This window comes from Pseudomonas sp. NUPR-001, from assembly GCF_052147955.1.
Taxonomy (GTDB): domain Bacteria; phylum Pseudomonadota; class Gammaproteobacteria; order Pseudomonadales; family Pseudomonadaceae; genus Aquipseudomonas.
Map to the genome: position 1 here is coordinate 4383955 of NZ_CP197353.1, position 12320 is coordinate 4396274.

A 12320-nucleotide genomic window follows, 5' to 3' on the forward strand; every position below is an offset into this window, starting at 1 on the left:
GGCGGACGAGCGTGTTCGTAAGGTGATGAAATTACAGGCAAAAAAAAGCCAACCTAACGGTTGGCTTGATCGACGTGGGGGCGGGTTTGCCCCGCGATGCGATGAGACTGACAGATCGCTATCGCGGGGCAAGCCCGCTCCTACACCCGTCAGGGCCGTGGCTTGTTACGGGTGCTGCCTGGGCGCTTTGGCGCTGGCTTGCCACGTTTGTTCATTTCACTTGGGCGTTCAGCCACGGTGCTACGACCACGGCCACCCTCCTTGCGCGGCGCTTCTTCACGCGGCTGGCGAGCCGGACGTTCAGCAGCGGCACCGTCGTGCGCCGGGCGCAGGGTCCGTACGCGCTCACCACGGCCCAATGGACGGGTGGACTTGCGCTGCAGGCGCTCCAGCTTGTCTTTGGTCTTGTGGTTGAGCGCTGGCATCGCTACCGGCGTCAGGCCCACTTCGGCAGCAAGGATGTCGACTTCCTGCTGGCTCATTTCGCGCCAGCGGCCCATCGGCAGGTCGGAGTTGAGGAACACCGGACCAAAACGTACGCGCTTCAGGCGGCTGACCACCACGCCCTGGGATTCCCACAGGCGACGTACTTCACGGTTGCGGCCTTCCATCACCACGCAGTGGTACCAGTGGTTGAATCCTTCACCGCCAGGCGCTACCTGGATGTCGGTAAAGCGCGCCGGGCCGTCTTCAAGCACCACACCGGCCTTGAGGCGTTCGATCATGTCTTCGTCGACTTCACCCCGTACACGCACTGCGTATTCGCGGTCCATCTCGTAGGACGGGTGCATCAGGCGGTTGGCCAGCTCACCATCGGTGGTGAACATCAGCAAACCGGTGGTGTTGATGTCCAGGCGGCCGATGTTGATCCAGCGGCCTTCTTTAGGCCGTGGCAGGCGGTCGAACACGGTCGGACGGCCTTCCGGGTCGTCACGGGTGCAGATTTCGCCATCGGGTTTGTTGTACATGATTACCCGACGCACGGTCTCGGCAGACTCTTCGCGCTTGATCAGGCGGCCATCGACAGAAATGGCATCATGCAGGTCGACGCGCTGGCCCAAGGTGGCGTCTACGCCATTGACCTTGATCCGGCCCTGGCTGATCCAGGCCTCGACGTCACGGCGCGAACCCACGCCGATACGCGCGAGAACCTTTTGCAGTTTCTCGCCTGAGGGTGGCAATGGTTGGGTTTCTTGCAGGTCTTTATCACTCATCTGGGCACCTCCCGGTGTACATATTGAAAGCTGATTCAGGCGAACGAGCGCCAAAAAGGTCGCGAATCATACGCTGATCGCGCCGTAAGCGCACCTGAGACTAGCTGAAATTCTTCAGGTCGGCGGCTGATTCGCCTTCTGCGTCCGAAACCTGGGTTTCTTCAACTGCAGGCTCTTCTTCCAGCAAATCGTCAAAGTCGGTCTTGAGCCCCTCTTCCATCGCATCGAGCTCGACCAGCAGGCTGCGGAAACTGGTTTCCTCAGGCGCTGCCTGCGGCTCGGCGCTTTCATCGGCCAAGGCCTGCAGGTGCTCCGGTACCGGTGCGTCATCAAGCTCCAGCAGCGGTTCAGGCTCCATTTCGCGCAAGTCGGCCAGGGCTGGCAAGTCGTCGAGGTTCTTCAAGTTGAAGTGATCGAGGAAAGCCTTGGTGGTGGCGAACATCGCCGGGCGGCCCGGCACCTCACGGTAGCCGACAATACGAATCCACTCGCGCTCCAGCAGGGTTTTGACGATGTTGCTGTTAACCGCCACGCCGCGCACATCTTCGATTTCGCCGCGGGTAATGGGTTGGCGATAGGCAATCAGGGCCATGGTCTCCAACAGGGCGCGCGAGTATCGCTGTGGCCGCTCTTCCCACAATCGCCCTACCCAGGGGGCGTAGTCTTCGCGAATTTGCAGGCGATAGCCCGACGCCACTTCCTTGAGTTCAAACGCACGGCCATTGCAGGACTTGCGCAGCACTTCCAGGGCTTTCTTGAACACAGCGGGTTCAGGGCGCTCAGCTTCTTCGAAGAGTTCGAACAGGCGCTCCAATGATTGCGGTTTTCCCGAGGCCAGTAAAAAGGCTTCAAGCAGGGGCGCCAGGTCGCGCGGATCGGTCAGGTTCATGGCGTTGCTCGTGGTCACTCAGCCCGGGCGCGGACGTGGATCGGCGCAAAAGGCTCATTTTGCACCAGTTCGATCAAGGATTCCTTCACCAACTCAAGAATTGCCATGAAGGTCACCACAACACCCAGCTTGCCTTCTTCGGCGCTGAACAGCTCGACGAACGGTACAAAGCCACCGCCCTTGAGGCGCTCCAGCACCTCGCTCATGCGTTCACGGGTCGATAACGCCTCACGGCTGATCTGGTGGCTTTCGAACAAGTCACCACGGCGCATGACCTCGGCCATCGACAGCAGCAGCTCTTCCAGGCTGACTTCCGGCAGCAGCTTGCGCACCTTGGCCTGCGGTGCATCCAGGCGCGGCACGATAATCTCGCGGCCTACCCGGCTCAAGCCATCGATGCCTTCGGCGGCGGCCTTGAAGCGCTCGTACTCCTGCAGCCGGCGGATCAACTCGGCACGCGGATCACCCTCTTCCTCCTCGATTTCAGCCGAACGCGGCAACAGCATGCGCGATTTGATCTCCGCCAGCATCGCCGCCATCACCAGGTACTCGGCCGCCAGCTCCAGGCGCACCGACTTCATCAGCTCGACATAGCCCATGTATTGGCGGGTAATTTCCGCCACCGGAATGTCGAGAATGTCGATGTTCTGTTTGCGGATCAGGTAAAGCAAAAGGTCCAGCGGCCCTTCGAAGGCCTCGAGGAAGACCTCCAGGGCATCGGGCGGGATGTACAGGTCGACCGGCATTTCGGTCATGGCTTCGCCATATACCAATACCAGCGGCAGTTCCTGCTGCGCGCCTGCCTGAGGGTCGACGCTCTGCTCGGTAGTGGGGGCCTGGGTCACGCTTCAACCATGAACGGTGCCGGATCGCCGCAACCGACGCGAATGACCTCCGGTTCATCGCCGGTCAGGTCGATCACGGTGGAGGCCTTGAGGTCACCGAAGCCGCCATCGATGATCAGATCGACATGGTGCTCAAGTCGCTCACGGATCTCATAGGGGTCGGTCATAGGTTCTTCATCACCCGGGAGAATCAGGCTGACGCTCATCAAGGGCTCGCCAAGCTCTGCCAACAGCGCCAGCAGGATGGGGTTTTGCGGCACGCGCAAGCCGATGGTGCGGCGTTTTTCATGCAGCAGCAGGCGTGGCACTTCACGCGTGCCGTTGAGGATGAAGGTGTACGGGCCCGGCACATGGGCCTTGAGAATGCGGAAAATACCGGTGTCGATCTTGGCGAACACACCCAGCTGAGACATGTCGCAACACATCAGGGTGAAGTTATGGGTCTTGTCCAGCTGTCGCAGGCGACGAACCCGCTCCACGGCACTCTTGTCACCGATCTGACAGCCTATGGCATAGGCCGAGTCGGTGGGGTACACCACCACACCGCCCTTACGAATGATTTCCACGGCCTGTTTGATCAGGCGCGGCTGCGGATTCTCCGCATGAATCTGGAAAAATTGACTCACATGCTCTTCCTGTTCAGTCGGCCGCGATAGGCTGCTCATGTTTGAATCGACGCCACAAAGGTGGCAGATCCTCTGGCAGTGGCCGGTAGGCACCGATCTCGCCCCAGGTGCCGGGGCCATGGAAGTCACTGCCGGCACTGGCCAGCAGACCGAACTCACGGGTGAGGATGGACATGGTCCCCACCTGCTCGGCCGGCATCATCCCATTGACCACTTCCAGTGCCTGGCCGCCTGCTTGAATATAGTCGGCAATTAGCCGTCGGCGCTTGCTGCGGGTTAATTCGTAGTGCATCGGGTGCGCCAGGCTGACCCAGGCATCGGCATTGCGCAGGGTTTGCACGGTCTCGTCCAGGGTCGGCCAGTGCAGTTTGACGTCACCCAGCTTGCCGGCGCCCAGCCACTTGCGAAACGCCTCGGAACGGTCCTTTACAAAGCCTGCACGCACCAGGAACTCGGCAAAATGCGGGCGCGCTGGGGCGTTTCCGCTGTCACCCAGTTCCTGCTGGATGAGCCGCGCACCGTCGAGCGCACCCGGCATGCCTTTGAGCGCCAACCGTCGGTCGATTTCTTCGGCGCGCAGCCAGCGCCCACGGTGCAGCGATTCAACCGCTTCAAGCAAAGGCGCAGCGTCCAGGGCAAAGTTGTAACCCAACACATGGATGGTCGCGCCACCCCACGTGCACGATAGCTCGATACCGCTGACCCACTGCATGCCCAGAGTCAGGGCTGCGGCGCGGGCCTCCTGCTGGCCTTCAAGGGTGTCGTGGTCGGTCAGCGAGAGCATCCGCACGCCGTGCTCATGGGCCCGGGCGACCAGTGCCGTCGGCGACAAGGCGCCGTCGGAGGCCGTACTGTGGCAGTGCAGATCAACATTCATAGGTGGCGCTTTCGCTGTCATTGATGTTTGTTATTATGCCGTCACATCCTGCTTCTGGCTGCCACTGTGAAACAATTCATCGATTTCATCCCGCTGCTCCTGTTTTTCATCGTCTTCAAACTCGAACCTCGCGCCGTCGAATTCGCCGGACACAGCTTCGAACTTGGAGGCATCTTCAGTGCCACAGCGATGCTGATCATCAGCTCGGTGGTGGTCTACGGCGCGCTGTTCATCCGCCAGCGCAAGCTGGAAAAGGGCCAATGGTTGACGCTGATCGCCTGCCTGGTGTTCGGCGGCCTGACCCTGGCCTTCCACAGCGAAACCTTCCTCAAATGGAAAGCCCCGGTGGTCAACTGGCTGTTTGCCGTGGCGTTTGCCGGTAGCCACTTCATCGGCGACCGCGTGCTGATCAAGCGCATCATGGGCCATGCCATCAGCCTGCCAGACGCCGTCTGGACTCGCCTGAACCTGGCCTGGATCGTGTTCTTCCTGTTCTGCGGCGCCGCCAACCTGTTTGTTGCCTTCACCTTCCAGGACATCTGGGTTGACTTCAAGGTGTTCGGCAGCCTCGGCATGACCGTGCTGTTCCTTGTAGGCCAGGGCTTCTACCTGTCCCGCCACCTGCACGACAGCGACCCGACAACCCCGCCTACCACCCCGAAGCATGAGGACTGAGATGCTCTACGCCATCATTGCCAGTGACGTTGCCGACTCCCTGGAAAAACGCCTGGCCGCCCGTCCGGCGCATATCGAACGCCTGCAACAGCTCAAAGAACAAGGTCGCGTGGTGCTGGCCGGCCCGCATCCGGCCATCGACAGCAATGACCCAGGCGCCGCCGGTTTCTCCGGCAGCCTGATCGTCGCCGAGTTCGAGTCGCTGAGCGCCGCACAAGCGTGGGCCGATGCCGACCCGTACATCGCCGCCGGCGTGTACGACAAGGTAGTGGTCAAGCCGTTCAAGCAAGTCCTGCCGTAACCTGCTGTACGCGGTGCGCCACTGCGCGCACCGCTCCCTGCCTTTTACCGACGCAACTGCTCATTATTCTCGTCTGTCAGCCGACAACCTGCTGAATCGACAAGAATCAGGAGTTCCAATGCGTCAAGGTCCGTTGTCCCTGCTGCTGTGCCTGTTGTTGCTGACCCCGCTCGCCCAGGCCGAAGAGCCCGCTACCTCCAGCACCCCGCTGTCGCTCAGTGCGGGCAGCCAGATCACCGAGTTGCAACAACGCCTGCAGGAAAGCGAACGCCTGCGCGAAGCGCTGAGCCAACAACTGCACAATGCCGACAGCGAGCGCGAAAGCGCCCAGCTCACCCGCCTGCGCCAGGAAAACCAGCGTTTGAAGCTGGCCCTCAAGGAACTCCAGGCCAATGCCCCGCAACGCCTGATCACCGACCAGCAACAATGGTTCGTGATTGGCGGTGCAGTTGCCCTCTTTGCCGCACTCTGCGGTATCTTTGCCAGCGGCGGACACAGAAAGCGTCGGCAATGGTTGAATTGAGTGAGTCATGAGCGAGCTGTTACTGATTGATGATGACCAGGAACTGTGCGAGCTGCTCGGCAGCTGGCTAACCCAGGAAGGTTTTGTCGTGCGCGCCTGCCACGATGGTCAGAGCGCCCGCAAGGCACTGGCCGAGCAGGCGCCGGCAGCAGTGGTACTGGATGTGATGCTGCCCGATGGCAGCGGCCTGGAGCTGCTCAAGCAATTGCGCCATGAGCACACCGAACTCCCGGTGCTGATGTTGTCGGCACGTGGCGAACCGCTCGACCGGATTCTCGGCCTGGAACTGGGCGCCGATGACTACCTGGCCAAACCGTGCGACCCACGTGAACTGACCGCGCGCCTGCGCGCCGTGCTGCGCCGTAGCCATCCCAACGCCACACCCAGCCAGATCGAAGTGGGCGACCTGTCGTTCAGCCCCGCCCGTGGCGTGGTCAGCATCGACGAACATGAGCTGACCCTGACCCTGTCCGAGAGCCGTATTCTTGAAGCCCTGCTCAAACAGCCGGGCGAACCGCTGGAAAAACAGGAGCTGGCGCAAATTGCCCTGGGCCGCAAACTCACCCTGTACGACCGCAGCCTGGACATGCACGTCAGCAACCTGCGCAAGAAAATCGGCCCGCACCCCGATGGCCGCCCGCGCATCGTGGCCCTGCGCAGCCGTGGTTACTATTACAGCCTGTAATGTCAGCAACGCGCCGGGGCATCTTTACCGAAGCTTTACCCTTGCCTGACCGCCGCTGACCTTGATCTCCCTAAACTGGGCTCATCCGGTAATCACCGGCCCTTGAAAGGAGAGACACCATGCGCAAGACCCTTATCGCCCTGATGTTCGCTGCCGCACTGCCGACCGTCGCTATGGCCATGCCAGAAGACGGCCCGCGCCACGGCGATCACCACCGCGGTGGAGCGCCTTTCGCCCAGCTGGACCTGAGCCGCGAACAGCGTCAGCAAATCGGCAAACTGATGGGCGAGCAGATGAAAAGCCGTCAGGAAATCACCAAGCGCTACCTGGAAAAACTCCCGGCAGCCGACCAGAAAGCCCTGAAAGACGAGCTGCAAACCAAGCGCGACAAGACCCAGGCCGATATCCGTGCCCTGCTCAAGCCTGATCAGCAGAAGAAGTTCGATGAGCTGAAGAAAGAGCAAGACCAACGCCGCGCCGAATGGAGCGAGTTCAAAGCCTGGAAAGCTGAAAAAGCTACCAAGGCCCAGTAAGCTGACAACCACCCGCCCGGCCTGCCCCTGCGCAGGCCGGTTTTTTTGCCGTTAAGGAGCCTGCCTTGCGTTCATTGTTCTGGCGCATCCTTGCCAGTTTCTGGCTGGCCATTGCCCTGGTCGCGGGTTTGTCGATCCTGCTCGGGCACATGTTGAACCAGGATGCCTGGATTCTCAGCCGCCACCCGGGCCTCAACACCTTGGCGCCGAAGTGGACCCAGCTCTACGAACAGCAAGGGGTGGAGGCGGCTCAACGCTTTCTGGAACGGCGCAAGCACCGCTACAACATCGACGTACAGGTACTCAACGACAGCGGCGACGCGGTGGTCCCCGGGACCTTTCCACGCCGTGCAGCAGCCTTCGAGGCACGCCGTCACAACGACGATCGACGCTTGCCCTGGCGCCGCCTGACCGAGGAGTACACCAGCCCCGAGAGCGGCGACACCTACCTGTTGATCTACCGCATTCCGCACCCGGAACTCGACGCCTGGCACCGCGAAAGCCTGTTGTGGCCGCTGAGTGCCCTGGGGATTGCGCTGGTGGTACTGACCTTGTTCAGCCTGTTTGTAACGCTTTCGATTACCCGCCCGCTCAGCCGCCTGCGCGGTGCGGTGCATGACCTTGGACAAACCACCTACCAGCAAAACAGCCTGGCGCGCCTGGCCAACCGGCGTGACGAATTTGGCGTGCTGGCCAATGACTTCAACCGCATGGGCTCACGCCTGCAGAGCTTGATCGGCAGCCAGCGCCAGTTGTTGCGCGACGTTTCCCATGAACTGCGCTCACCCTTGGCCCGCCTGCGCATTGCGCTGGCCCTGGCCGAGCGGGCAGAACCGGAACAGCGCCAGGCCTTGTGGCCACGCCTGACCCGCGAGTGCGATCGCCTGGAAGCGTTGATCAGCGAGATTCTGGTACTGGCGCGGGTCGATGCCGAGCAAGCGCGCGCGGAAACGGTGGATGTGGATGCCCTGGTGCAGGCGGTTTACAAGGAAACCCAGTTCAATGCCCCAGACCAACTGATACAGCTGAATTTGCAAAGCGGGCTAACCCTGCAAGGCTGGCCAACCCTGATCGAACGGGCGCTGGACAACCTGCTGCGCAACGCCCTGCGCTTCAACCCGCCGGGGCAGCCGATCGAGGTCACGGTGGTACAAGACGCTGAGCGCATCGTGCTCAGTGTGCGTGATCATGGGCCGGGGGTGGCCGTGGAGCACCTGGCGCAGTTGGGCGAGCCGTTCTTTCGTGCGCCGGGGCAAAGCGCGGCAGGCCACGGCCTGGGGCTGGCCATTGCGCGCAAGGCGGCCGAGCGTCATGGCGGTAGCCTGACACTGGAGAATCATCCGCAGGGTGGCTTTGTGGCTCGGTTGGAGTTGCGTGGTTGATGGGTAAATCGCATCGCGGGGCAAGCCCGCTCCTACAAAACCTGTAGGAGCGGGCTTGCCCCGCGATCAGCCCTCAACCCCAGGCTGTCACAAAGTCCGCAGTAGCCAGCACCGGCGCTGTGCGCGGTTCAGTTTGCGGCGTCCCCACGTACAGGAACGCCACGATTTCTTCCTTTTCACCCAAACCCAAACCCGCAGCAACCTGCTTGTTGTACGCCAAATCACCGGTACGCCAAACCGCCCCAACGCCCTGAGCATGGGCCGCCAGCAGAATGCCGTGAGCGGCACACCCCGCCGCCAGACGCTGCTCCGAGACCGGCACTTTGAAGTGATCCTGCAAGCGCGCAATCACCACCACCAGCAACGGCGCACGCAGTGGCATGGCGCGGGCCTTGTCCAGGTCGGCGGCGCTGGCATCGCCTTTGCTTTTGACGGCGTCGGCAAACAGTTCGCCCAACTTCACCCGCCCCTCACCCTCGACCGTCAGGAAGCGCCAAGGCCGCAATTGGCCGTGGTCCGGCGCCCGCAAGGCGGCCTGAAACAGTGCCTCGCGCTGTGCGGCATTGGGCGCAGGTTCGACCAGGCGTGGTACGGAAACACGGTTGAGCAATGCGTCGAGAGCCTCCATCGGCTACCCCCTAAAGAGAAATGTGCAGCTATTCTAGCGTTTACTTAAAAAGGTCCATAGGTAGAATGGCGCCCTTCCGTTACGAGTCAGAGCAGATCACATGGCGTTGCCGACCTTAAGGATCATTGGTTTCATCATCGGCATCTTCCTGATCACCCTGGCGATCAGCATGGTCGTGCCCATGGCCACCCTGGTGATCTTCGATCGCACAGGCGACCTGCCATCGTTCCTCTGGGCCAGCATGATCACCTTTGTCGCCGGGCTGGCCCTGGTGCTTCAAGGGCGCCCTGAGCACGTCCATCTGCGTCCACGGGACATGTACCTGCTGACAGTCAGCAGTTGGCTGGTGGTGTGCATCTTTGCGGCCCTGCCGTTTCTGCTCACCCAACACATCAGCTACACCGACGCATTCTTCGAAAGCATGTCCGGCATCACCGCCACCGGCGCCACCGTGCTCAGTGGTCTGGACAGCATGTCACCGGGCATTCTGATGTGGCGCTCGCTGCTGCACTGGCTGGGTGGCATCGGCTTTATCGCCATGGCCGTGGCCATTCTGCCGCTGCTGCGCATCGGTGGCATGCGCCTGTTCCAGACCGAATCCTCGGACCGCTCGGAAAAGGTCATGCCACGCTCGCACATGGTCGCCAAGTCGATCGTTGCCGTGTATGTGGGCTTCACCGCCCTGGGCGGGCTGGCGTTCTGGCTGGCGGGGATGAACGTGTTCGACGCCATCAACCACGCTATGTCGGCGATTTCCACCGGCGGGTTTTCCACCTCCGACCAGTCCCTGGCCAAATGGCAGCAGCCCGCCGTGCACTGGGTGGCGGTGGTGGTGATGATCCTCGGCAGCTTGCCGTTTGCGCTGTATGTATCGACCCTGCGCGGCAACCGCAAAGCCTTGATCAAGGACCAACAGGTCCAGGGCCTGCTGCTGATGTTGGTGGTGACCTGGCTGGTGCTCGGCACCTGGTACTGGGCGACGACCAAACTGCACTGGCTCGACGCCTTGCGCCACGTGGCGCTGAACGTCACCTCGGTGGTCACCACCACCGGCTTTGCCCTGGGCGACTACAGCCTGTGGGGTAACTTTTCGCTGATGCTGTTTTTCTACCTGGGCTTCGTCGGCGGTTGCTCCGGCTCGACGGCTGGCGGGATCAAGATTTTCCGTTTCCAGGTGGCCTACATCCTGCTCAAGGCCAACCTCAATCAGCTGATTCACCCGCGCGCGGTGATCAAGCAGAAATACAACGGCCACCGCCTGGACGAAGAAATCGTCCGGTCGATTCTGACCTTCTCGTTTTTCTTCGCCATTACCATTTGCGTGATCGCACTGCTGCTGTCGTTGCTCGGCGTTGACTGGATGACGGCATTGACCGGCGCCGCCAGTACCGTCTCCGGCGTTGGCCCGGGCCTGGGTGAAACCATTGGCCCGGCCGGTAACTTCGCCACCCTGCCCGATGCGGCCAAGTGGATTCTGGCAGGCGGCATGCTGCTGGGCCGCCTGGAGATCATTACGGTGCTGGTGCTGTGTATGCCGGCGTTCTGGCGTCACTGACCACGGCTTCAGCGCCCTGCTCGGGCGCTGGCGCGACACTGCCTTCGCCCATACGCGTGCGATACTCGCTCGGCGTCAGGTCGAACCAGCGGCGAAAGGCGCGGAAGAAGTTGCTTGGGTCGGCAAACCCCAGCAGGTAGGCAGTTTCCAGCAGGGTCATAGTGGGCTGCGCCAGGTACTGTTCCGCCAGCTCACGACGGGTATCGTCGAGCAACGTCTGAAAACTGGTGCCCTCTTCCTGCAGCCGACGTTGCAGGGTGCGCTGCGACAGGTGCAAGGCCTGGGCAACCATCTCGCGCTTGGGTTCGCCTTGTGGCAACACCCGGCACAACACCTGGCGAGCACGATGGGTTACCCGGCTTTCGGAGAAACGCGCCAGGTACTCGCCGGCAAAACGATCATGCAGTATGGCCATGGCTTCGTTAGCGGTCGGCAGCGGCGCCTCCATGTCGGCGCGCTCAAACACCAGCGCATCATGGGCCGCCCCAAACACCAGTGGCGCATGAAAGGCGGTTTTGTAAGGTGTGACATCCAACGGCTGCGGCCCCTGGATCAGCACGCGTCGCAGTTGTATCACCCGCCCACTGAGCCAGCTGCACAGCGACAGCGCACACGCCAATGAGGCTTCGGCGCTGTGGCGGGTGGGCGGCAGATGGTCACCGTGCACGGTAAGGACCAAAACGTAGCCTTCCGGCCCCAGGGTGAAACTCAGATCGGAACTTTCGGCGATGATGCGCTGGTAGCGCACCAGGCGCTCGAACCCTTCAGCCAGGGTGCGGCTGGACATCAACGCGTAACCCACGACATGGAATGAAGCCGGCCGAACCACCCTGGCCATGTTCAGGCCAATGGCCTGATTGCCGGAAAGCTCGACCGCCAACTGCCACAGACGGGTCATGGAGTCCTGGGTAAAGCGAGCGTCGGGGTCATCCAGCGCGGCAAAGTCCAGACCGAGCTGTTTGAACATGGCGCGGCAATCCAGCCCTTCCAGCTCGAGTGCCTTGACGATCCCTGATGCCCAGCTTGCTGACGTGGTTCTCTCGCTCATGGCTGGCTTCTTATGTTCAGGCTGTCCGCTCCTGCGGCGAACGCAAAGGATACTTAATTGGCGCCAATTGTCACTGCCCAACGATTTTACTCACTCTAGACTCAGTTCAGGCTCCACGTCGTGCATCTTCGTCCCTATCGTGAGCCTTGGGAGTTGGGTTATGAGCAGTCCTCAGCAATTTCACAGTTTCGCCGAGTTCTATCCGTATTATTTACAAGAACATAGCAACCCGGCCTGTCGACGCCTGCACTTCGTCGGCACTACCCTGGTCATCGCTTTACTCGCCTTTACCCTGGGAAGCGGCAAGTGGCTGCTACTGCTGGCGGTACCGTTTGCCGGCTACGGTTTCGCCTGGATCGGCCATTTCTTTTTCGAGAAAAACCGCCCCGCCACCTTCACTTATCCGCTGTACAGCCTGATTGGCGACTTCGCCATGTACCGCGACATGCTGCGCGGTAAAGTGTCCTTCTGATTGTGCCCCGCTTCAACGTCGCGCCTGCGACGCGGTACACTGCTGCCACGGTTTGGAGGACAGCCTG

Annotated in this window: 15 protein-coding genes; 8 read left to right on the top strand and 7 right to left on the bottom strand. The window is 61.5% G+C overall.

Annotated elements, in window-relative coordinates:
• Positions 1-149: 149 nt before the first annotated feature.
• The 5 genes from rluB to ACP6KB_RS20025 all read right to left on the bottom strand — a co-directional run bounded on the left by rluB (position 150) and on the right by ACP6KB_RS20025 (position 4451).
• Complete coding sequence (gene rluB / locus ACP6KB_RS20005; protein WP_442109019.1) at positions 150-1214, bottom strand: 23S rRNA pseudouridine(2605) synthase RluB; 1065 nt, start codon at positions 1212-1214, stop codon at positions 150-152.
• 100 nt (positions 1215-1314) lie between these two features.
• Positions 1315-2103 (bottom strand): SMC-Scp complex subunit ScpB, encoded by a 789-nt coding sequence (gene scpB, locus ACP6KB_RS20010; RefSeq protein WP_442109020.1) that lies wholly within the window; start codon positions 2101-2103, stop codon positions 1315-1317.
• Between the two features lie 14 nt (positions 2104-2117).
• Entirely contained in the window at positions 2118-2816 is a 699-nt protein-coding gene (locus tag ACP6KB_RS20015) for a segregation and condensation protein A (protein ID WP_442114347.1), read from the bottom strand.
• Positions 2817-2944: 128 nt separating this feature from the next.
• Entirely contained in the window at positions 2945-3574 is a 630-nt protein-coding gene (locus ACP6KB_RS20020) for an L-threonylcarbamoyladenylate synthase (protein WP_442109021.1), read from the bottom strand.
• A gap of 13 nt (positions 3575-3587) precedes the next feature.
• Entirely contained in the window at positions 3588-4451 is an 864-nt protein-coding gene (locus ACP6KB_RS20025; RefSeq protein ID WP_442109022.1) for a PHP domain-containing protein, read from the bottom strand.
• A gap of 66 nt (positions 4452-4517) precedes the next feature.
• Between ACP6KB_RS20025 and ACP6KB_RS20030 the strand changes: the two genes are divergently transcribed.
• The 6 genes from ACP6KB_RS20030 to ACP6KB_RS20055 all read left to right on the top strand — a co-directional run bounded on the left by ACP6KB_RS20030 (position 4518) and on the right by ACP6KB_RS20055 (position 8550).
• The gene (locus ACP6KB_RS20030; RefSeq protein WP_442109023.1) at positions 4518-5126 is read left to right on the top strand and encodes a septation protein A; all 609 of its coding nucleotides are present in this window, start codon (positions 4518-4520) and stop codon (positions 5124-5126) included.
• A 1-nt stretch (position 5127) separates the two neighbouring features.
• Positions 5128-5427, top strand: a complete 300-nt coding sequence (locus tag ACP6KB_RS20035) for a YciI family protein (protein ID WP_442109024.1) — start codon at positions 5128-5130, stop codon at positions 5425-5427.
• 118 nt (positions 5428-5545) lie between these two features.
• Positions 5546-5950, top strand: coding sequence for a translation initiation factor 2 (locus ACP6KB_RS20040; protein WP_442109025.1), 405 nt, complete (start codon positions 5546-5548; stop codon positions 5948-5950).
• A gap of 7 nt (positions 5951-5957) precedes the next feature.
• Positions 5958-6635, top strand: a complete 678-nt coding sequence (locus tag ACP6KB_RS20045) for a response regulator transcription factor (RefSeq protein WP_442109026.1) — start codon at positions 5958-5960, stop codon at positions 6633-6635.
• Positions 6636-6754: 119 nt separating this feature from the next.
• Positions 6755-7168, top strand: a complete 414-nt coding sequence (locus ACP6KB_RS20050) for a Spy/CpxP family protein refolding chaperone (protein ID WP_442109027.1) — start codon at positions 6755-6757, stop codon at positions 7166-7168.
• 65 nt (positions 7169-7233) lie between these two features.
• Complete coding sequence (locus ACP6KB_RS20055; protein ID WP_442109028.1) at positions 7234-8550, top strand: ATP-binding protein; 1317 nt, start codon at positions 7234-7236, stop codon at positions 8548-8550.
• Between the two features lie 73 nt (positions 8551-8623).
• On the opposite strand, the gene ACP6KB_RS20060 is transcribed toward ACP6KB_RS20055, so the two are convergent.
• Entirely contained in the window at positions 8624-9178 is a 555-nt protein-coding gene (locus ACP6KB_RS20060; RefSeq protein ID WP_442109029.1) for a nitroreductase family protein, read from the bottom strand.
• A gap of 100 nt (positions 9179-9278) precedes the next feature.
• Between ACP6KB_RS20060 and ACP6KB_RS20065 the strand changes: the two genes are divergently transcribed.
• Positions 9279-10733 (top strand): TrkH family potassium uptake protein, encoded by a 1455-nt coding sequence (locus ACP6KB_RS20065; protein ID WP_442109030.1) that lies wholly within the window; start codon positions 9279-9281, stop codon positions 10731-10733.
• On the opposite strand, the gene ACP6KB_RS20070 is transcribed toward ACP6KB_RS20065, so the two are convergent.
• Positions 10690-11781, bottom strand: coding sequence for an AraC family transcriptional regulator (locus ACP6KB_RS20070; protein WP_442109031.1), 1092 nt, complete (start codon positions 11779-11781; stop codon positions 10690-10692). The two genes, ACP6KB_RS20065 and ACP6KB_RS20070, sit on opposite strands and share 44 nt — an antisense overlap.
• Before the next feature lie 160 nt (positions 11782-11941).
• Between ACP6KB_RS20070 and ACP6KB_RS20075 the strand changes: the two genes are divergently transcribed.
• A complete protein-coding gene (locus ACP6KB_RS20075) occupies positions 11942-12253 on the top strand; it encodes an Mpo1-like protein (protein ID WP_442109032.1) in 312 nt (103 codons plus the stop codon).
• Positions 12254-12320: the final 67 nt, after the last annotated feature.

Bases quoted from the DNA above. Each gene is read 5' to 3' on its own strand.
- rluB (WP_442109019.1), bottom strand. From the start codon at position 1,214: ATGAGTGATAAAGACCTGCAAGAAACCCAACCATTGCCACCCTCAGGC.
- scpB (WP_442109020.1), bottom strand. From the start codon at position 2,103: ATGAACCTGACCGATCCGCGCGACCTGGCGCCCCTGCTTGAAGCCTTT.
- ACP6KB_RS20025 (WP_442109022.1), bottom strand. From the start codon at position 4,451: ATGAATGTTGATCTGCACTGCCACAGTACGGCCTCCGACGGCGCCTTG.
- ACP6KB_RS20035 (WP_442109024.1), top strand. From the start codon at position 5,128: ATGCTCTACGCCATCATTGCCAGTGACGTTGCCGACTCCCTGGAAAAA.
- ACP6KB_RS20040 (WP_442109025.1), top strand. From the start codon at position 5,546: ATGCGTCAAGGTCCGTTGTCCCTGCTGCTGTGCCTGTTGTTGCTGACC.
- ACP6KB_RS20045 (WP_442109026.1), top strand. From the start codon at position 5,958: ATGAGCGAGCTGTTACTGATTGATGATGACCAGGAACTGTGCGAGCTG.
- ACP6KB_RS20050 (WP_442109027.1), top strand. From the start codon at position 6,755: ATGCGCAAGACCCTTATCGCCCTGATGTTCGCTGCCGCACTGCCGACC.
- ACP6KB_RS20060 (WP_442109029.1), bottom strand. From the start codon at position 9,178: ATGGAGGCTCTCGACGCATTGCTCAACCGTGTTTCCGTACCACGCCTG.
- ACP6KB_RS20065 (WP_442109030.1), top strand. From the start codon at position 9,279: ATGGCGTTGCCGACCTTAAGGATCATTGGTTTCATCATCGGCATCTTC.
- ACP6KB_RS20070 (WP_442109031.1), bottom strand. From the start codon at position 11,781: ATGAGCGAGAGAACCACGTCAGCAAGCTGGGCATCAGGGATCGTCAAG.
- ACP6KB_RS20075 (WP_442109032.1), top strand. From the start codon at position 11,942: ATGAGCAGTCCTCAGCAATTTCACAGTTTCGCCGAGTTCTATCCGTAT.